This is a genomic window from Nocardia sp. NPDC004654, assembly GCF_040609595.1.
Taxonomy (GTDB): Bacteria; Actinomycetota; Actinomycetes; order Mycobacteriales; family Mycobacteriaceae; genus Nocardia.
In genome coordinates, this window is sequence record NZ_JBEXKI010000008.1 from 392,393 (window position 1) to 410,461 (window position 18,069).

Annotated in this window: 20 protein-coding genes; 8 read left to right on the forward strand and 12 right to left on the reverse strand. The window is 69.4% G+C overall.

The genetic code is table 11. The annotated features are described in order from the left end of the window. Positions 1-218: 218 nt before the first annotated feature. Positions 219-800: an LppA family lipoprotein gene (locus ABZV58_RS27170; RefSeq protein ID WP_355002992.1), complete on the forward strand. Its 582-nt coding sequence runs from the start codon at positions 219-221 to the stop codon at positions 798-800. 89 nt (positions 801-889) lie between these two features. Here ABZV58_RS27170 and ABZV58_RS27175 read toward each other — a convergent pair whose 3' ends face one another. From ABZV58_RS27175 to ABZV58_RS27205, 7 genes are all read right to left on the reverse strand, one after another. Continuing rightward, complete coding sequence (locus ABZV58_RS27175; RefSeq protein WP_355002993.1) at positions 890-1,720, reverse strand: RNA polymerase sigma factor SigF; 831 nt, start codon at positions 1,718-1,720, stop codon at positions 890-892. Positions 1,721-1,840: 120 nt separating this feature from the next. Next, positions 1,841-2,680 carry a glucose 1-dehydrogenase gene (locus ABZV58_RS27180; RefSeq protein ID WP_355002994.1) on the reverse strand — a complete coding sequence of 280 codons (840 nt, stop codon included), beginning with the start codon at positions 2,678-2,680 and terminating at the stop codon, positions 1,841-1,843. A 3-nt stretch (positions 2,681-2,683) separates the two neighbouring features. Continuing rightward, on the reverse strand, positions 2,684-4,471 hold the full coding sequence (locus ABZV58_RS27185; RefSeq protein WP_355002995.1) for a thiamine pyrophosphate-requiring protein: 1,788 nt from the start codon (positions 4,469-4,471) through the stop codon (positions 2,684-2,686). 38 nt (positions 4,472-4,509) lie between these two features. Continuing rightward, on the reverse strand, positions 4,510-4,719 hold the full coding sequence (locus tag ABZV58_RS27190) for a CDGSH iron-sulfur domain-containing protein (protein WP_355002996.1): 210 nt from the start codon (positions 4,717-4,719) through the stop codon (positions 4,510-4,512). Then, positions 4,697-5,413 (reverse strand): HemK2/MTQ2 family protein methyltransferase, encoded by a 717-nt coding sequence (locus ABZV58_RS27195; protein WP_355002997.1) that lies wholly within the window; start codon positions 5,411-5,413, stop codon positions 4,697-4,699. The genes ABZV58_RS27190 and ABZV58_RS27195 overlap by 23 nt, the downstream gene beginning before the upstream one ends. Further along, on the reverse strand, positions 5,382-6,398 hold the full coding sequence (locus ABZV58_RS27200; protein ID WP_355002998.1) for an iron-containing redox enzyme family protein: 1,017 nt from the start codon (positions 6,396-6,398) through the stop codon (positions 5,382-5,384). Before ABZV58_RS27200 ends, ABZV58_RS27195 begins: the two co-directional genes overlap by 32 nt. 91 nt (positions 6,399-6,489) lie before the next feature. Then, on the reverse strand, positions 6,490-7,491 hold the full coding sequence (locus tag ABZV58_RS27205) for a glycosyltransferase (RefSeq protein ID WP_355002999.1): 1,002 nt from the start codon (positions 7,489-7,491) through the stop codon (positions 6,490-6,492). 301 nt (positions 7,492-7,792) lie between these two features. Between ABZV58_RS27205 and ABZV58_RS27210 the strand changes: the two genes are divergently transcribed. After that, a complete protein-coding gene (locus ABZV58_RS27210; RefSeq protein WP_355003000.1) occupies positions 7,793-8,776 on the forward strand; it encodes a TIGR03557 family F420-dependent LLM class oxidoreductase in 984 nt (327 codons plus the stop codon). A gap of 4 nt (positions 8,777-8,780) precedes the next feature. On the opposite strand, the gene ABZV58_RS27215 is transcribed toward ABZV58_RS27210, so the two are convergent. Both ABZV58_RS27215 and ABZV58_RS27220 read right to left on the reverse strand, forming a co-directional pair. Further along, positions 8,781-10,241 carry a hypothetical protein gene (locus ABZV58_RS27215; RefSeq protein WP_355003001.1) on the reverse strand — a complete coding sequence of 487 codons (1,461 nt, stop codon included), beginning with the start codon at positions 10,239-10,241 and terminating at the stop codon, positions 8,781-8,783. Between the two features lie 269 nt (positions 10,242-10,510). Next, positions 10,511-11,506, reverse strand: a complete 996-nt coding sequence (locus tag ABZV58_RS27220; protein WP_355003002.1) for an aldo/keto reductase — start codon at positions 11,504-11,506, stop codon at positions 10,511-10,513. A gap of 60 nt (positions 11,507-11,566) precedes the next feature. On the opposite strand from ABZV58_RS27220, the gene ABZV58_RS27225 reads away from it, so the two are divergent. From ABZV58_RS27225 to ABZV58_RS27240, 4 genes are all read left to right on the forward strand, one after another. Next, a complete protein-coding gene (locus ABZV58_RS27225) occupies positions 11,567-12,439 on the forward strand; it encodes a LysR substrate-binding domain-containing protein (RefSeq protein ID WP_355003003.1) in 873 nt (290 codons plus the stop codon). A gap of 108 nt (positions 12,440-12,547) precedes the next feature. Then, a complete protein-coding gene (locus tag ABZV58_RS27230; protein WP_355003004.1) occupies positions 12,548-13,615 on the forward strand; it encodes an alpha/beta hydrolase family protein in 1,068 nt (355 codons plus the stop codon). Positions 13,616-13,782: 167 nt separating this feature from the next. Beyond that, on the forward strand, positions 13,783-14,592 hold the full coding sequence (locus ABZV58_RS27235) for a VOC family protein (protein WP_355003005.1): 810 nt from the start codon (positions 13,783-13,785) through the stop codon (positions 14,590-14,592). A gap of 133 nt (positions 14,593-14,725) precedes the next feature. Then, positions 14,726-15,196: a transcriptional regulator gene (locus tag ABZV58_RS27240; RefSeq protein ID WP_355003006.1), complete on the forward strand. Its 471-nt coding sequence runs from the start codon at positions 14,726-14,728 to the stop codon at positions 15,194-15,196. A 345-nt stretch (positions 15,197-15,541) separates the two neighbouring features. Here ABZV58_RS27240 and ABZV58_RS27245 read toward each other — a convergent pair whose 3' ends face one another. Next, positions 15,542-15,805, reverse strand: coding sequence for a cold shock domain-containing protein (locus ABZV58_RS27245; protein WP_067779444.1), 264 nt, complete (start codon positions 15,803-15,805; stop codon positions 15,542-15,544). Positions 15,806-15,956: 151 nt separating this feature from the next. On the opposite strand from ABZV58_RS27245, the gene ABZV58_RS27250 reads away from it, so the two are divergent. Then, positions 15,957-16,439, forward strand: a complete 483-nt coding sequence (locus ABZV58_RS27250; protein WP_355003007.1) for a CinA family protein — start codon at positions 15,957-15,959, stop codon at positions 16,437-16,439. Positions 16,440-16,448: 9 nt separating this feature from the next. Here the strand turns inward: ABZV58_RS27250 and ABZV58_RS27255 are convergent, their stop codons facing one another. Then, complete coding sequence (locus ABZV58_RS27255) at positions 16,449-16,856, reverse strand: RidA family protein (protein ID WP_355003008.1); 408 nt, start codon at positions 16,854-16,856, stop codon at positions 16,449-16,451. 74 nt (positions 16,857-16,930) lie between these two features. Between ABZV58_RS27255 and ABZV58_RS27260 the strand changes: the two genes are divergently transcribed. Next, on the forward strand, positions 16,931-17,536 hold the full coding sequence (locus tag ABZV58_RS27260; protein WP_355003009.1) for a TetR/AcrR family transcriptional regulator: 606 nt from the start codon (positions 16,931-16,933) through the stop codon (positions 17,534-17,536). A 1-nt stretch (position 17,537) separates the two neighbouring features. On the opposite strand, the gene ABZV58_RS27265 is transcribed toward ABZV58_RS27260, so the two are convergent. Then, entirely contained in the window at positions 17,538-18,029 is a 492-nt protein-coding gene (locus tag ABZV58_RS27265; protein ID WP_355003010.1) for a VOC family protein, read from the reverse strand. Positions 18,030-18,069 lie beyond the last annotated feature (40 nt).

Genomic DNA, 18,069 nt, shown 5'->3' on the forward strand with positions numbered 1-18,069 from the left:
GCCGGGGATAGTGTTTGCCAGATCTTCACTGAACGAGGGCCAAACTATCCAAAACCTCGACGGATGTCTCGGGAATCGACATCTAAAACGGAGTCTCGCGGGGTGGCGGCCACGGTCGCGGCGCGTCGCGATCCGCGCCTGGGCGGCACCGGTCGCGAATAGGATTGCGCGGGAAGCGCGCTCACGATCGGCGCGACCGCGGAAAGCGTGGGGAGACGATGACGACCGGACGGTGGCGGCAGCCCGCCGCACTGCGCGCGATCGCCGCACTGGCGGTCATCGGCCTGACGGTCGGCGGCTGCGCGACTCTGCTCGGCGAGCCCGCCCCACCGCCTTCCGCCGACGAGATCGCGGCGGTCTCAGCCGAATTGACCGAATTGCCGTCTTCCGAGGTCGCCGAACACCAGGTCGCGTCGGTCGTCGAACAGATCGTGGCCGCCGCCTCGGCGCTCGAACCCACGCTGCGCTGGCGCCAGACCGAAGACCGCGCGATCGGGCCCTGCTACGGGCCTTACGCGCACACCGGCGGCCGGCGCGTGGTCCTGCCGCGCTACCGCACCGAGGGTTCGCTGCCCGCGGCGGCGTGGCCGGGATTCCAGGAGACGGCCCGCGCGCTGGCCGTGTCCGTCGGCGCGACGGACATGCTGCCGGGCGGTAGCTCGTCACCCGACCGGCACGTCACCTTCCAGGGCGGCGACGGCGCGCGGTGGGACAGCGACATCGAGCTGTCGATCTTCGCGGACGCCCGGTCGATGACGATCACCGCGGTCGTGGGTTGTCGTCTATCCGCCGAGCAGTGATCGAGCCGCGCTCTCGTACACCGGATCACCGGCGCCGACGATCTACCCGAGCTACGGCGGGCAGCTGCACCGAGCCAAGCGGCCGAAGGTCAGGCCGCCAGATGCTCGGTGTCGTCGCCGAGTGCCCGGTCGCGCAACGTCTTCAACGTCTTGGCGAGGATGCGCGAGATCTGCATCTGCGACACCCCGAGGCGCTCGGCAATCTGGGCCTGGGTCCGGTTCTCGAAGAACCGCATGACGAGCACCTGGCGTTCACGCTCCGGCAGTTCGGCGAGCAGCGGACGCACGGCCATCGCGTCCTCCAGCAGCCGGTAGCAGGGTTCCTCCGCGCCGAGGGTGTCGACCGCGGCGCGCGGCGAGCTGTCGTCGTCGTTGTCGCGCGGCGTGGCGTCCAGTGAACTCGCCTGGTAGCCGTTGCTCGCGACCAGTGCCTGGGTGATCTCGGTGAGCTCCACATCGAGTTCGGCGGCGAGTTCGCGGGCGGTGGGCATACGGCCGAGCCGCTGCGCGAGCGTGTCGGTGGCGGGGCCGATCAGCTGCTGAATCTCCTTGAGCCGCCGCGGGACCCGCACCGACCAGGTGCGGTCGCGGAAGTGCCGCCGCACCTCCCCCATCACGGTCGGCACCGCGAACGACAGGAAGGAACTGCCGCGGGAGACGTCGAAGCGATCCACGGCCTGCACCAACCCGAGGCGGGCGATTTGGTGCAGGTCGTCGAACGCCTCGCCGCGGCCCGCGAAGCGACGCGCGATGTGTTCGGCCAGCGGCAGGCACATCCGGACGATGTCCTCCCGCAGCCGATGCCGGTGCGGGTCGTTCTCGTCCAGGCTCGCCAGCTTCTCGAACCACGGCTCGACGTTGTCGTACGAGTCCGTACGGGCGGTGTCGTCCGCGGCGCCCACGGTCGATTCCTGCTTCATCCGATGTCCCTCGTTTCCCACTGAATTCGACACTGATCGGATACCCGCGACCCCGTTATCGAAACGTGATCGCAAAGAAATCGGTCTCACCTGGGCCGACGGACCACCGCCCCGCGCGGATCAGAGGATGGGCCGACCGCCCGTCACCGCGAGCCGCGCGCCCGAGATGTAGCTGCCGTCGTCGGAGGCGAGCAGCACGTAGGCCGCCGCGAGTTCGGCGGGTTGACCCGCACGCCCCAGCGGCGTGTCGTCACCGAACTTCGTGACCTTCTCCACCGGCATGGTCGAGGGGATCAGCGGCGTCCAGATCGGTCCCGGCGCGACGCTGTTGACCCGAATCCCGCGCTCCCCCAACAACTGCGCCAGGCTGGCGGAGAAGTTGGCGATGGCCGCCTTGGTCGCCGCGTAGGGCGCCAGCGTCGGCGAGGGCATGTCCGAGTTCACCGACGAGCTGCCGATGATCGACGAGCCCGAAGGCATATGCGGCAGTGCGGCTTTCACGAGATAGAAGTACGCGCCGACGTTCAGCTTGAAGGTGTGGTCGAACTCCTCGTCGGAGATCTCCTCGAGGGTCTCGTGGGTCATCTGGTAGGCCGCGTTGCTCACCAGCACATCCACCTTGCCGAACTCCTGTACGGCGCGATCGATGACGGCGCGGCAGTGCGCGGGATCGGCGAGATCGCCCGCCACCAGCACGGCCTTGCGGCCCGCCTGGGTCACCAGATCGGCGACCTGCTTCGCGTCCTCGTCCTCGTCGAGATAGGAGATCAGCACATCGGCGCCTTCCCTGGCGAACGCGATCGCCACCGCGCGCCCGATGCCGCTGTCGGCGCCGGTGATCACCGCCGCCTTGCCGGTGAGCTTGCCCGAACCGCGGTAGCTGTCCTCGCCGCAGTCCGGCACCGGCGTCATCCTGGCCTGGACGCCGGGGACCTCTTGCTGCTGCTCCGGAAAACCCATTGCTCAACTCCTCCTGATGAATTCCTGCGCTTTGGCTTTCATGCCCTGGGTGATGAAGCGCCTGGCATCGGGATCACCGCGCAGTACGGCTTCGGCGGTGTCCTTCAACTGCTCCCAGGTGGCGTGCGGCGGGATGGGCGGCACCTCGGGATCGCACAGCACGTCGAGCACCACCGGACAGTCGGCGTTCAGCGCGCGATCCCAGGCGGGGCCCAGATCCTCTGGCGCCTCGACGGTGATCGCGGCCAACCCCATGACCCGGGCGACCTCCGCGTAGGAGACCTCCGGAAGCGATTGCGACTCCACGAATTTCGGCGCGCCGCCCATCGCGCGCAGCTCCCAGGTGACCTGGTTGAGGTCGTTGTTGTGGAAGACGCAGACGATCAGCCGCGGATCCGACCAGCGGCGCCGGTAGCGGGCGATGGTGAGCAGCTCGGCGAGCCCGTTCATCTGCATCGCGCCGTCGCCGACCAGCGCGATCGCGGGCCGGTCCGGGTGGGCGAACTTCGCGCCGATGGCGTACGGGACGCCAGGACCCATCGTCGCGAGCGTCCCGGACAGTGAGCCACGCATCTGGCCGCGGAAGCGCAGGCACCGGGCATACCAGTTGGTCGAGGAGCCCGAATCCGCCGTGACTATGGCGTTCTCGGGAATGCGTTGGGACAGTTCCCAGACCACGCGCATCGGGTTGAGTGGCTGCGCGTCCAGCATCGACTGCCGTTCGAGCGTCTCCCACCAGCGGGCCACGTTCTTCTCCACCTTCTCCCGCCACGAGCGATCGATCTTGCGCTGGATCAGCGGAATCAGCTCGGCCGATGTGGATTTCGCGTCGCCCACCAGATTCACCTCGGTGGGGTACCGCATGCCGATCATGGTGCCGTCGATATCGATCTGCACCGCACGCGCCTGACCGAACTCGGGCAGGAACTGCGAGTAGGGGAAGCTGGAGCCGACGATGAGCAGGGTGTCGCAATCGCGCATCAGCTCGTAACTCGGCCTGCTGCCGAGCAATCCGATCGGCCCGGTGACGAACGGCAGATCGTCGGGGAGCACGTCCTTGCCGAGCAGCGCCTTCGCCACGCCCGCGCCGGTGCGGTCGGCGATCTCCACGACCTCCGCGGCGGCCGAGCGCGCGCCCTGGCCGATCAGGATCGCGACCCGCGATCCGGCGTCGAGGATCTCCGCGGCGCGCCGGATCTGGTCGCTCGCAGGGATCACTCGCGCGGGCGGCAGCGCGCCCGGCGGGCTGGAGGGCACCTGCTTGAAGGCGTGCTCGGGTGGCTCGTACTCTTCCTCCTGGAGATCGGAGGGGATGATCACCGCCGTCGGCGCGCGCCGCGTGATGGCGACGCGGAAGGCGCGGTCGAGCGCGTTGGGCAACTGACTGGCGACATTGACCTCGACCACGTACTCGGCGACGTCCTGGAACAGGTTTTGCAGATCCACTTCCTGCTGGTAGCTGCCGCCCATCGCGCTGCGCGCGGTTTGCCCGACGATCGCCACCACCGGCACGTGATCGAGTTTGGCGTCGTAGAGGCCGTTCAGCAGATGGATCGCGCCCGGCCCCGAGGTGGCGGTGCAGACACCGGCGTTGCCGCTGAACTTGGCGTAGCCGGTGGCCTCGAACGCCGACATCTCCTCGTGCCTGGCCTGGATGAACGCGGGGTCGTCGTCGGCTCGCCCGAATGCGGCGACCAAGCCGTTGATGCCGTCACCGGGATATCCGAAGACCTGCTGGACACCCCATTCGCGCAGTCGTCGCACGACGTAGTCGCCGACCTGTTGACCCATGGTTCCTCCTGTCGGTGCGTCGCTGTCGGGATCCGTCCTCAGGCGGTGGCGCGGCGGTGCTTGCGGTGGCTGGTGTCACACAAGGGGTAGGTCTTGGAACGGCGGCACAGGCAGATCGCGACCTGGAAGCGGTCACAGCGGATCGTCTTCCCGTCGGCGGTCACGAGCTCCACCGGACCCTCGACGAGAGCGGGCCCGTCGTCGGTGAAAGTGACTCGCCTGCGCTCATTTTCGGATTCGATCGGCACGGATCACCACCAGATCTTCCTTGTCCTGGCCGGGTTCGATGAGTCCGATCGAAGCGAGCCAGTCGGCGCGCCCGCGCAGCACCGGCCCGAAGGGAACGGTGTGGCGGGCCACGATCGCGGCTTTCAAACCGGTGTCACGTAATTGAATCAGCGTGCTGTCCGGATCGGACAGCATCGAGTGCACGACCAGCGCCGCGCCTCGGGGTTTCAGCAGATCCGGCATCATCCGGCACAGCCGGTCGAGCGCACCGCGCCCGGACACACCCGCGTTCCACGCGCGCGCCGCCCCGTGGTGGCCAGCGCCCGCGGGCGCTGGGACGTAGGGCGGATTGGCGAGAACGAGATCGAAGCGGCGTCCGCGCAGCGCGCGGCTGAAGTCGCCGCGGATCACCTCGGCCCCGATCCCACGGATCCGGCAGTTCAGCCACGCCGACGCCGCCGCGGAGCGGGAGATATCCACAGCGGTGACCGCCCTGGCGCCACCGCGCGCGGCCGCGATGGCCAACGCCCCGCTTCCCGTGCACACGTCCAGCACGTGCCCACCGCGCGGAATGCCCGCCTCGGACAGCGCCATGGCCAACAACCAGGTATCCGTTTGCGGGCGGTAGACCCAGGGCGGGCGAATCAACATCACGTACGCCGGATAGCCGGAATGAGCCGAACTAATCGTGCGGTCCGGCAGAACCCGGCTCACCGTCGCGCAGCGAACCGCGTCCCGCCTCCCAACAGCCCAGCACATGCTCGGCGAACCGGTCTTCCAGCAGGTTCGTGGCCTGGATGCCGAACACCACCGATTCGGTCAACTCGGGCTCCTTGGCGAGCAGGTCGCCGATCACGTCGCGGCGCATGACCTGTTCGTGCACCGCGTCGGCTTCGACGTGCTCGCGGTAGAACAGCGTGCAGGCGGGATCGGCGTCGAGGCGGCGCAGCGCCTCCACCATCCGCCGCGCCCCCGGCGGCGAGCTGATCTCCACGGTCGCGAAATGACCGACGAGCGCCCCGCGCAGCTCACGGTGCAGTCCGAACAGCGAGATCGTGTCCATCAGGGCGAACATCGGCGCCGGAATCACGTCCAGATAGTGCAGATAGTCCGGATTCAGGCCCGCCGCGGCCATCAGCTTCGCGTACAGCTCGGCGTGCACCCGTTCGCCGCGCCCGCCGCCGAACTCGTCGAACTCGACCGCGACCAGCGACGCTTTAGCCTGACCGCGCAGCCGCGGAATGGCCCATGCGTACGGATCGGCCTCTTTGTGGTGGTAGAGCGAGCGGTGCACCAGGTACTCGCGCATCTGCCACCACTCGCCGCGATCGAGCAGGAACTGGCTCGGCCCGCTCGCCTCGACCGGTGTCACGAGCAGCTGTTCGAGTTCCCCTTCCAGATCGGTCCCGCCGGGGACGGCGTCGCGCAGCCCGCGCAGCAGCCGCTGTTCCATCTCGGCACGCAACCCGAGCAGGCCGGGGTCCCACTCCCAGCCGGGATGAACCTTCGCGAACCCGTAGTAGTGCAACTCGTAGCAGGTGTGCAGGGCGAGAAGCAGATCCTCGTCGAACGGGTCCGTCGACCCGGCCCCCGGTACGGACTGTCCCGGCGTGCCGTGCAGGAGTTCGACCACCGCCGCGGACAGCTCGCCGCGCGGCTCGGGCATGGGCTGGGCTTTCGGGACCATGGTCGCTGTCATGCTGGTCGTTTACCCCGCTCGCGCCGGGTTATCGCCCGGCTTCCGAGTGAGCCCGCCTGGCTCCTGGTCGATCAGGCCGCGGAGGCGGTTCTCACGAGGCGGACCGCAGCCGCTCGGCGACGACCTCGGCGATCGCCGCGGCCGCGCGCACCCCGGCGCCACGGGTCTGCCACGCGCGCCAGCGTCCGGTGTCCAGCTCGCGGGCTCGGGCGAGCAAGCCGGGCCAGTCCTCGAGATCGGGCCAGCGGTCGAGCGTCAGCGCCATGCCCGCCGACGCGAGTGCGCGCGCGGTGGCCAGTTGTTCGTCGAACGGGCGCGGCGCGGGCACCACCACGGCGGGTTTGCCCGCGGCAGCGACATCGGCGATCGCACCCTGCCCGGCGTGCGTCACGATCACGTCGGCCCGGCACAGCTCCGGCCACGGGTCGTCCACCCAGTCACCCAATGCGATAGTGCGCCAACGATATTGATGGTGACGCAGGGCGCAGGCGCGCACCATCCCCGCCGTGAACGCCGCACCGCCCGCGCCGCCGACGACCAGCACCGTCGGGCGGTCGTCGCGTGCCGCGAACAGCGGGGGGCGGCCGTCGAATCGGGTGATGCCGCCGACATAGCGGGTCTTGTCCGTGTACGGGCGCAGCCACGACGGATCGTAGAGTTCGCGCGGCCACGCCGCGATCAGGCGTTCGGCGATGCGGTGCACCAGCTGGTGGGCGGGATCGGTACGGGCGCCGGGCAGCGCCATGTAGACGACGGGCACCCCGTGCAGGCGGGCCAGCAGCGCCACCTCCACCGACACGTCCACCACCAGCGCGTCCGGCCGCGTCGCCGCGAGCCACGCCGCGACCGCCGCCATCCGCTCGGCCTGACCGCGATCGTGTCGCGGCGCCCAGTGCAGAACGCCCGACGCGGTGGGATCGCGGACCGTCGCGGGAAGGTTGCCGGCGGGCAGGCGCACGACGTCGTCGAAGATCTCGTCGTCGGAGAGTGCCAGCGAGGACAGCGCCGTGACCGGCTGCGCGAGACAGGCGCTGATGCGGCGAGCGCGGACGAGATGTCCCGAGCCGTGGTGGTGGATGTAGTAACCGATCACGCGGCCCCCCGGTGCGCGCAAGGTCCCCGAGCTGGCAGAGGCCGAGGTCGGCGCGGATACGCCATGGCGAACCACACCAGGTCCGGGCCGCCGGGCCCCGGTGTCCATTGCGCGAGACCGTACATCGGACCTCCCGGCGGATCTGCGGTGACGTGCGACGATGCGGATCTACCCGGCCGTGCGCCCGGCAAACCTGGAGCACATTCCACTGGCGGGTGAGCTCGCGCTCTCGTTTGCCAGAGGCGGGCGCGGGTAGCCGGTCGGTGATCGACCGGCGACACCACCCGGCAAGGAGGTAGCGATGCAGATCGGATACAAGCTGGCGGCAGAGGGTTTCGGTCCCGCCGAACTGATCCGCCAGGCCGTGCAAGCCGAGCGCGCGGGTTTCGACTTCGTCGAGATCAGCGACCACTTCCATCCCTGGCTGGACAACCAGGGCCACTCGCCGTTCGCCTGGACGGTGCTCGGCGCCATCGCGGCGCGTACCGACCGCATCGGCCTGGCCACCGGCGTCACCTGTCCGATCCTGCGCTACCACCCCGCGATCGTGGCCCAGGCCGCCGCCACCATGGCGCTGATCTCCGACGGACGCTTCACGCTCGGCGTCGGGTCGGGCGAACGGCTCAACGAGCACATCGTCGGCCTCGAGTTCCCGGACTCGGTGCGGGTGCGCCACGAGATGCTGCGCGAAGCGCTCGAGATCATCCGGTTGCTCTGGAGCGGCGGCTATCAGTCGTATTCGGGCAAGTACCTGCATCTCTCGGACGCCAGGATCTTCGACCTGCCCGAGCGGCTTCCTGCGATCGCGGTCGCGGCGGGCGGGGCCGCATCGGCCGAGCTGGCCGCCGAACTCGGCGACGGCCTGTTCGCCACCGACGCCGACCCCTCGATCGTCCGGCAGTACCGCGAGCACGGCGGCGACGGGCCGCGCTACGCCGAGGTGCCGCTGGCCTGGGCGCCCGACGAACACACCGGTGCGCAGGCGGCGCTGGAGACGACCCGCTGGGCGCTCACCGGATGGAAGGTCATGAGCGAGCTACCCAACCCGGTCAACTTCGCCGCCGCGAGCGCCACGGTCCGCGAGGAGGACATCCGCGACCACTTCACCTGCGGCTCCGACCCGGAACGCTACGTGGAAGCCGTCCGCGCCTACACCGACGCGGGATTCGACCATCTCGTGCTGCAGAACGCCGGACCGGATCCGGACGGCTTCCTCGAGTTCTATCGCGACGAGCTCGATCAGCGGCTGCGCGGTTCGCTCACCCCGGCCGCGAGCCCGAGCTGAGCGTTCAGCGCTGCCTGCCGGTGCGCGCCCGCCTGCGCGCCTCCTGCATCTCGGCGAGTTCCTGTTCGAGCGCCTCGGCGATGCGGAACTGCCCGGTGTCGTAGATCCCCGACGAGCGAACCACCTCGTGGTAGGCGCCGTCCGGATCCGGCGGAGCCGCCTTGCGGGAGTCCTTGGCGTTGCGCGAGTCTTTCGCGTTGCGCGAGTCCTTCGCGATGCGGGAGTCCTTCGTGCTCATCTTGATCGACGAGCTCTCGGCGGCCGGACGCGCCGCGACGGGCTTGTCGATCTCGATCGGCTTGGTCGGCGGCGGCGGGGGCGTCTGGCGGACGACTACTTTGGCGGCCACCGGCTCCGGCGTGCGCGCCGGGGCGGGCTCGACGACCGGCTTGTCCACCGCGACCGCCGCCGCGGGCTTTTCGGCCTGCCTCGGCTCGGCCTTCTCGGGGGCCTTACCGTTGGTGCCGTTCGTGGCGGGCTGCGCGGGTTCGGCGGGCGCGCGGCGCTTCTCGGTCGGCGCGGGCGGCACGTCCTCGGGCGCGACCTCCGGAGCGTCGATCTCCTCGACCTCGACCTCCGCGTAGTGCTCGACGACTTCCGGCTCGGGTCGCGGCGCGGGCACCGGTCGCTCCGCGACTGCGGCGAGACTCTCGCGCCGGACCAACGCGGACAAGCTGGCCCGCATCTGTTCGGCCGGATCGGGCAGATCGCGCACTTGCTCGGTGGCCCGGTGGATGGCGAGGCCGTACCGCGCGCTCGCGGCATCGTGAATCAGCAGTGCCACACCGATCATCACGGGGGCGATGGCGTGCACGGCCACCTCGTACCACTGACCGGAGCGCAGGTACGGGTAGGTGTTGAGGCCGACGGTCAACGCGAGCAGCGCCATTTCGGCGGCGGCGACCTGGCGGCGATTGTCGATGACGCCCCACTCGGCCACCTTGTTGGTGCCGATCATGATGATGATCAGACAGACGCTGATCATCCCTTCCAGCAGATAGCTGAACCAGTAGAGCGGGTCGCTCGGGCCGCCGGGGGCGATGTTGTGCTGCACGTTCACCGCGGACCACAGCATGCCCGCGCCGACCACGCCCGCCAGCGCGCGTAGCGACCAGGCGCGGTGCCGGTACAGCGAGGCGAGCTTGGCGTGCGGACTGGATTCGCGCCGCTGCGCGGCGATCGCCTTGCGGGCGAGCAACAAATCTCGCATATCGGCCTTCGCGATTTCCTCCGCCGTGTGCCTCGCGCGGTCGGAGGCGACCGCTGCGGCCTGCACCTCTTTCCAACGCTGCCCACGATCCTGTTCGCGAATTCGCTCGGCGAGTTCGCGTTCGGCGTGTAGTTCGTCCTCGGACAGCGCCTCGGTGAGAGCCGGGTCGAACTGATAGGCCAGCCGTCCGCGGGCCTTTTCGACCCGCCGCGCCAGCTGCGTGACCTCGTCCTCGATGGGGTGCTCTATGGTCAAATCGACCTCCGACCGTGGAGATCCGATGGCAGGCAAGTGATCACGAGTGTGAACAGCACCCCACATTCATAGTCGATGCATCGTTGCGAGCAAAACTATAGATTTGCCGCGTCGCGGATTCGGGCGGCGCGCCGTGCGCGACACACTGTATAGCGGAGGCGGAAACCGATCACGCGGATTCGCCGACTCCAGTTCCGACAGAGGGCTTGTCGGGACGCGTCGACCCGTCCGGATCGGGACGGATCGACGCGCACCGGTTCCCCGCCGAGTCAGCTCTCCAGCAACGTCGCCCCCACCGCCTCCGCGCCGTCGAGCACCTGCTCGATGCGACGCAGGGTGTCGGCGTGCAGGCCGATATTCGCCGCGAACAGGTTGTCCTCGATGTGCGCGGGGGTGCGACTGCCCGGAATCGGCACCACGTGCGGATCCTGGTGCAGCAGCCAGGCGAGCGCCAATTGGCTTCGGCTGATGCCGAGTTCGGTCGCGATTGCCTGCAGCGCGGCGTAGGAGTCGTTGTTCGCGGCGAGATTGGCGGCGTCGAAACGGGGCAAGTTGGCGCGGAAATCGTCGGCGCCGACCCGATCGACCGTTCCGGTGAGGAAACCCGCGCCCAGCGGACTCCACGCGACAACGCCGACGCCCAATTCCCGAGCCGCCGCGAGCAATTCGGGGTCGATCGGGCGCCACATCGACCATTCCGCCTGCACCACCTGGACCGGGTGCGCCGCGTGCGCGCGCCGCAACTGTTCGGCGGTGACGTTGGACAGGCCCAGGTAGCGCACGAGGCCGTCGGCCACCAGTTCGCCTACCGCGCCCGCGGTCTCCTCGATCGGCACCTCGGGATCGGGGAAATGCGGGTAGTACAGATCGATCACGTCGGTGCCGAGGTTGCGCAGGCTCTGCTCGGCGTATCCGCGCACGTAACGCGGCTCGGCGTTGACGGCGAGCTCGCCGAACGCGAAGCCGACCGGGAACGTGTGCGCCGCGGCGCCTTCCGGAACGCGGAAGCCGAATTTGGTGGCGATGGTGAGTTCGTCGCGGCGACCGCGGATCGCGCGCCCGATCAGTTGTTCGTTGTGGCCGTCGGCGCCGTAGCCGTCGCTGGTGTCGATGAGCGTGGCGCCGTGGTCGACGGCGTGGCGCAGCGCGGCGAGGGCGCGGTCGTCGTCGATCGCTCCGTACATACCGGGCGAGAGCACCATCGCGCCGAAACCGACTGCGGAAACCGGGATTTCGCCGAGATGGCGCACGGGGATCTTGGTCATGGCACCACTCTCGCCGAAGTGCACCCTGCCGTCCAAGTCATGTTGGTATAACCAAACGTTATGGACGTCGACCTGCGGGATCTGCGCTACCTGATCGCGGTGGCGGAGGAGGCCAACTTCACCAGGGCCGCGGCGCGGGTCTTCGTCTCGCAACCCGCGCTGTCCAAACAGATCCGAGCGCTGGAGCGCCGCCTCGGCTTCGAACTCTTCGAACGCACGCCGCGCGGCGTCACGCTCACCCCGCAGGGCGCCGAGTTGCTGCCGACCGCACGCGAGATGCTGGAGCGCTGGGACCGCGCCTACCCGCGCGCCCAGGCGATCGGCCGCCCGCGGACCCTGGTGGTCGGCATGCAGACCGCGGTGGGGCGGGATCTGCAGCGCCGCGCCATCTCCCGGTTCCGTGCGGCGGCGCCGGACTGGACCGTCTCGCTGCGCCTGGTCGGCTGGTCCGATCCGACGGCGGGGCTCGCCGACGCCTCCAGCGATGTCGGCATCGTCTGGCTGCCGATTCCGCTCGACGGACTGCGCACCCGGGTCCTGCGTCGCGAATCGCGCGGCGTGATGCTTCCCGAGGGGCACCCGCTCGCCGACCACGCGACGGTCGCGTTCACCGATCTGCTCGACGAACCGTTCGTCGCGCTGCCGCGCGCCGCCGGGCCGCTGCGCGATCACTGGCTGGCGATCGACGCGCGCGACGGGCACCCGGTCCGCGTCGGCGCCGAGGCCTCCGGGGCGGACGAGACATTCGAGGCGATCGTCTCCGGGCTGGGCGTCGCCCTGGTCGCGGCGGGCAACGCCGACCTCTATCGACGGCCCGGTCTGGTATTTCGCCCGGTCGACGGACTCGAGCCCGCCGAGCTGGCCGTCGCCTGGCGCGGCGACGACACCCGGTCGGCCACCGCGCTGTTCGTGGATTGCCTGACCGGGCCCTGACTCACGGGACGTGCGGAACGGCCGCGTCGCGATAGCCGAGGGATTGCCGACCCAGTACGGTGTGCCTGGCAGTGTGCGACGGACCCGAACGAGTCACGGAGGTACACCATGGAGCGGCCAGCGCTCGGCAGGCCCGCGATCGCGCTGGCGGCGGCCGCCGCGGCGATACTCACCACGCTCTTCCCTGGCGCGGCTTGCGCCGAGACCAGCGATCCGATCATGGCGAGCGGCGCCCTGCTCGCGCGTCCCGTGGCGCCGGATGGTTCGCGCATCGTCGATTTCACCATCGAGGACGACCGCAACCTGACGCTGAGCGTCTACTCGGCGGCGATGGGCCGTCCGATCACCATCACCGTGCAGCGCCCGGCCGACACCTCGGAGCCGCGCCCGACGCTGTATCTGCTCTCCGGCGCCGACGGCGGCGAGGGCACCGCGAACTGGGATCACCGCACCCCGGAGGCGCTGCAGTTCCTCGGCACCAAGTACGTCAACGTGATTCAGCCCATCGGTGGCGCGTGGAGTTACTACACCGATTGGCGGGCGCCGGATCCGGTGCTCGGCGTGCACAAGTGGAAGACCTTCTTCACCGAGGAGCTGCCGCCGGTGATCGACGGCGCCCTGGGTACCAACGGACTCAATGCCATTGCCGGACTGTCGACTTCGGGTACCTCAGTGCTGCAACTGCCGATCGCCGCGCCCGGACTGTTTCGCGCGGCGGCGGCCTACAGCGGGTGCGCGCAGATCAGCGATCCGATCGGATATTCCTTCGTCAACCTGTCCGTGGGAGTGTGGGGCGGCGGCAACACCGACAACATGTACGGCCCCCAGGACGATCCGATGTGGGCGGCCAACGACCCGTACGTGAACGCCGAGAAGCTGCGCGGGGTGGAGCTTTTCATCTCCAGCGGCAGCGGCCTGCCGGGTCGCTACGACATGCTCAACGGCCCGTACGCGCTGCCCGGACTGGACGGACTGGCGAGTCAGGTGCTCACCGGCGGTGTGATCGAGGCGGGCGTCAACTACTGCAGCCACAATCTGCAGGCCAAGCTGAACTCGCTCGGCATACCGGCGACCTACGACTTCCCGCCGACGGGAACGCATTCCTGGGGTTACTGGCTCGACGCGCTGAAGGCCTCGTGGCCGGTGCTGGCGCGCGGCTTGGAACTGCCCGCGTGAGCCGTCGGCTCGCCTCGGCGCCCGGCAACCGCCGCAGCCTGTCTCGGTGATCTCCCTGGCATTCGTGCCAGCCGCCGCGACGGATAGGTCTACCGTGGTTGATCGACGGTTGCCAAGGCAATGCTGAACATCCACTCGCGATCTTCGATCAGGTAGGAGGAACGGATATGCCTACTCGGGACACCGCTTGGCCGCAGGGCACGCCGTGCTGGGTCGACTGCCAGGTCGACGACCCCGGCCGGGCCAGTGAGTTCTACTCGGCGCTGTTCGGCTGGGAGATCGACGACTCCCCGCCGGAAGCCGGCGGCTATCTGATGGCCTCGCGCAAGGGATCGTCGGCGGCGGGCATCGGACCCAAGCCGGAGAACATGGCGATGCCCTCGGTGTGGACGACCTACTTCGCCGCCGACAGCGCGGACGAGATGGCGCGGAAGGTGACCGCAGCGGGCGGCACCGTCATGATGCCGCCGTTCGACGTGCTCGAGTTCGGCCGCATGTTCGTCGCCACCGACCCGACGGGGGCCGCCTTCGGCGTGTGGGAGTCCAAGGCCCACACCGGCGCCCGTATCTACAACGAGCACGGCGCGTACTGCTGGAACGAGCTGCATACCCCCGGCTACCGGGATGCGCAGCGGTTCTACGAGGCGGTGTTCGGCTACGACTACCAGGAGATCGGCGACGGCCAAAACTTCGACTACGCGACCTTCACCCTCCCGTCGGGCGGAGAAGTCGTCGGCGGCATCAACGACGACACGAAAGGCCGGCAGGTCGAGGCGCCGCCGCACTGGCTGGTGTGGTTCCAGGTGGACGACGCCGACGCGTCGCTGGCCAAAGCGGCCGAACTCGGAGCCACGGTGCTGGCCGGTCCCGACGACAGTCCGTTCGGCAGGATGGGTGTGCTGCAAGGGCAGCAGGGCGAGGTGTTCGCCGTCATCGACCCGACCCGCAAGGTCGGCGAGCCGCCGACGCCGAGCTGAGAGCACACACCGCGGTGAGATCAGGACGGGCCCGGCGGCGCGGCGTGTCGGCCCCGGGCACCGGTCTTCGCTGAGTACCATCCCGAGCGCCACAGCCGCTACCAGGAGGAACACTCACCGGAGGTATCCAGAGTTGGTTGGCCGCATCGAGATCAGCGACCGGGCTCGCGTCTCCGCCAGCGAGGCATCGGAGTTCGCCGAGCGGTTGAACCGGCTGTTCGACAGCGCCCGACCGCCGGGGTTCCGTCGGCGCTACAGCAACGCGGAGGTGGCCCGTGCGCTCACCGCGGCGGGTCACCCCATCTCGCCACGGTATGTCGCGCGCTTGCGCAACGGCACGCGCACGCCGCCGACCGTCCGCACGGTGCGCGCGCTCGCCGACTTCTTCGACACCTGCCCGGTCGGTTTGCTGGCGAGCACATCCGGCGCCGACCACCCCGGCGACCGCGGGATCGTCGAACAGTTGCTCGACGCGAAGCTGCGCAGGCTGACCCGCGCCGCCTGCGATCTGTCCGCGGAGTCCCAGGATCTGCTGATCGCCATGGCGATCGGCTTCCGGCGCGCCGAGGACCTACCGGACCCTCCGCCGGACTGCGCGCATTGACAACGTGCCTCGCGCGCGATTCGTTTGCCGCGCACGGGGTATGACCCCTATGTCGGCAACTGGCGCAGGATGAGGGCCTGGTCAGCGGCCCGGCACGACGACAAGGACAGGCTGTCCACTACCGGCATCGTCAACGGCGACGACGGACCTCAACGGCGAGGACCACGTCCGGCGGACCGGCCCGCCCCTGACGCGAAGCGATCGACCGGATCTGCCGAGTTGCCCGACCGGATATACCGACGTGCCGCCGGGTCGGCCACGTCGCTCCGCATTCCTTGCCGCAGTGGACATCGCACACGGTCGCGGGCGGGTCGGCGGCAACCGCCGACCCGCCCGCGACCGTGTTCAGGCCGCCACTCGTCCCTTGCGGACTCCCTCGGCCAGCACACGCACGACAACGGCCTCGGGCCGCTCCCGCGATCGGATGAACGCGACCGGCTGCCCCTCCACGAGGGTGCGATAGCCGACCATCTCGATACTCGAATAGTCCACGTACACCAATGCGCGTGGATCCGACGCGGGTTCGATGAAACCGAACCCTTTCGGTGCGTCGAACCACGCCACCCTCCCGCGCGACCAGCTCGCCGTTCCCGACCGTGCAGGCGTCATCGGCATCACCTCCGGGTCCGAGCCGCCCCCTACGAGCAGCCAGTGCACGCCGATTTCCCGATCCACCGCGATCGAAACAGCGACCGGATCGATGGCCGAGGCGAGCGTGCGCCGGTAACGTCGAAACGGACCCGACGGAGGAGGAAGACCGGTGACGCAAGCAGACGAGCGAGCCACCGAGCTCGCCGAATTGGCGCTCGACCGTGACATCACCCTCGCGGTCGCGGAATCGCTGACCTGCGGCCGGCTGTCTTCCTCGCTCGGCGCCGCGCCGGACTCGGGCACCTGGTTCCGCGGCGGTGTGGTCGCCTACCGCCCGGAGATCAAGCGCAGGGTGCTCGACGTACCCGATGTGCCGGTGGTCTCCGAGACTGCCGCGCGGGCGATGGCGACCGGCGTCCGCACGCTCATGGACGCCTTCGCCGGCGTCGCGGTCACCGGAGTCGGCGGCCCCGATCCGCAGGACGGCGAACCGGCGGGCTCGGTCTGGTTCGCCGTCGCCACCGAGAGCGAGGTCCGTGCCGAGCACCGTCAGTTCGACGGCGGGCCCGATCGGGTCCTCGACCAGACCATCGAGCATGCTCTCGCCATGCTCGTGGACGCGGTGAAGTCCGCTCACGGGCAGCGTCTTTGAGCCCAGGCCTCAGTCGAGGACTGCGGTGGCCTCGACCTCGACCATCAGGTCGGGCTCGCCCAACGCGGCGACACCGAGCAGGGTGATCGGCTTGACCGGATCGACGCCGAGCTTCGCGGCCGCGCGCGCCACACCTTCGCCGAGCAGCGGGTACTTCTCCTCGTTCCAGTCCACCACGTAGATGGTCAGCTTCGCGACGTCGTCGAACGAGCCGCCGATCTCGGCGAGCGCGGTGCCCACGTTGAGATACGCCTGCTCGACCTGCGCGGCGAAATCCCCCTCCCCCACCTTGTTGCCCTCGGCGTCGCGGGCCACCTGCCCGGCGAGGAACACCAGCCTGCTGCCCTGTGCGATCGAGAGCTGGCGGTACACATCGGGTTTGGGCAGTCCCTCGGGGTTGACCAGCGTGATGGCCATGGCCACTCCTCCCTCGTCGGTTCCGCGCGTGCGGCTGTCAGCCAAACCATAACAATGCTATGTATTGTTGCGCCATGGCCCGCACCAAGAATCCGCACGTGCGCTCGATGCTGCTCGACCGCGCCGCGCTGATGCTGCGCAGGCGGGAGCCGGTCACCTTGCGCGGATTGGTGGCGGGCACGAGTGTGTCGACCATGGCCGTCTACACCTACTTCGACGGCATGGACGGTCTGTGGCGGGCCCTGCGGCAGGAGGGCTTCACCCGGCTGTCCGCCAGGCTCGCCGAGGTGGCGGCGACCGCCGATCCGGTGCGCGATCTCGCGGCGCTCGGTGCCGCCTACCTGCGCAACGCCATCGAGAATCCGGACCTCTATCGGGTGATGTTCGACGCGGGCTTCGAGCTCGAGGATTCGGCCGCCGCCGACGAGACGCTGGACCGCGTGGTGACCACCGTGCACCGCGCCAAGGACGCGGGCCGGTTCCGGTCCGGCCTCGATCCGCTGGAGCTGGCCACCCAGAGCTGGACCATCGGACACGGCCTCGCTTCCCTCGTCGCCACCGGCCCCCTTCCCCGCGAAACGCTCTCGAACGGAGTTCCTTTGCTGACCGCCCTGTTCGTCGCGGCGGGCGACGAGCGGACCCGCTGCCGCCGATCGGTGCGCGAAGGCTGGCGACTCTGAGTCAGGTCGCCGAGCGCCGCACCTCGGCGAAGAACGCCCGCATGGTCGGGCCGATCTCGGCCAGCTCGATGAACGGCACGCCTTCCGAGGCGCCGTCGACATAGGCGAAACGCATATCCGCGGCCATGTCCCCACGCTGCACCACCGTGAGCCCGTCGCGTTCGGCCGCGGCGACGGCGGCGTCGAAATCGTCCGGCTCGAAGCACACGTGATGCAATCCCGGACCGCGGCGGGCGAGGAACTCCGCGTAGATGCTCTCGCCGCGGACCGGCTGGATCAATTCGAGCTGGATGTCGTCGAGGTACGACAGCGCGATGTGCGCGGTGAAATCGGCGGGGCGGCCGCGATAGACGCAGGCGTCCGGGCCGAATTCGACGTCGGGGATACGCGCCCATTTCCGCACGCCGAAATGCGTGACGAAGAAGCGTTCCGCCTTCTCGATATCGTCGGTCACCCAGGCGATCTGGGTGATGGGGCCATCAGCGTAGTTCATACCGAGTCCCGCGTTCGACCGTCGGGGCTGCTGTGAAACA

What these genes read in the sequence shown, in the direction of transcription:
- ABZV58_RS27210 (WP_355003000.1), top strand. Translation starts at nt 7,793, where the DNA reads ATGCAGATCGGATACAAGCTGGCGGCAGAGGGTTTCGGTCCCGCCGAA.
- ABZV58_RS27180 (WP_355002994.1), bottom strand. Translation starts at nt 2,680, where the DNA reads ATGGGTTTTCCGGAGCAGCAGCAAGAGGTCCCCGGCGTCCAGGCCAGG.
- ABZV58_RS27170 (WP_355002992.1), top strand. Translation starts at nt 219, where the DNA reads ATGACGACCGGACGGTGGCGGCAGCCCGCCGCACTGCGCGCGATCGCC.
- ABZV58_RS27230 (WP_355003004.1), top strand. Translation starts at nt 12,548, where the DNA reads ATGGAGCGGCCAGCGCTCGGCAGGCCCGCGATCGCGCTGGCGGCGGCC.
- ABZV58_RS27265 (WP_355003010.1), bottom strand. Translation starts at nt 18,029, where the DNA reads ATGAACTACGCTGATGGCCCCATCACCCAGATCGCCTGGGTGACCGAC.
- ABZV58_RS27220 (WP_355003002.1), bottom strand. Translation starts at nt 11,506, where the DNA reads ATGACCAAGATCCCCGTGCGCCATCTCGGCGAAATCCCGGTTTCCGCA.
- ABZV58_RS27235 (WP_355003005.1), top strand. Translation starts at nt 13,783, where the DNA reads ATGCCTACTCGGGACACCGCTTGGCCGCAGGGCACGCCGTGCTGGGTC.
- ABZV58_RS27245 (WP_067779444.1), bottom strand. Translation starts at nt 15,805, where the DNA reads ATGACGCCTGCACGGTCGGGAACGGCGAGCTGGTCGCGCGGGAGGGTG.
- ABZV58_RS27255 (WP_355003008.1), bottom strand. Translation starts at nt 16,856, where the DNA reads ATGGCCATCACGCTGGTCAACCCCGAGGGACTGCCCAAACCCGATGTG.
- ABZV58_RS27200 (WP_355002998.1), bottom strand. Translation starts at nt 6,398, where the DNA reads ATGACAGCGACCATGGTCCCGAAAGCCCAGCCCATGCCCGAGCCGCGC.
- ABZV58_RS27260 (WP_355003009.1), top strand. Translation starts at nt 16,931, where the DNA reads ATGGCCCGCACCAAGAATCCGCACGTGCGCTCGATGCTGCTCGACCGC.
- ABZV58_RS27175 (WP_355002993.1), bottom strand. Translation starts at nt 1,720, where the DNA reads ATGAAGCAGGAATCGACCGTGGGCGCCGCGGACGACACCGCCCGTACG.
- ABZV58_RS27185 (WP_355002995.1), bottom strand. Translation starts at nt 4,471, where the DNA reads ATGGGTCAACAGGTCGGCGACTACGTCGTGCGACGACTGCGCGAATGG.
- ABZV58_RS27225 (WP_355003003.1), top strand. Translation starts at nt 11,567, where the DNA reads ATGGACGTCGACCTGCGGGATCTGCGCTACCTGATCGCGGTGGCGGAG.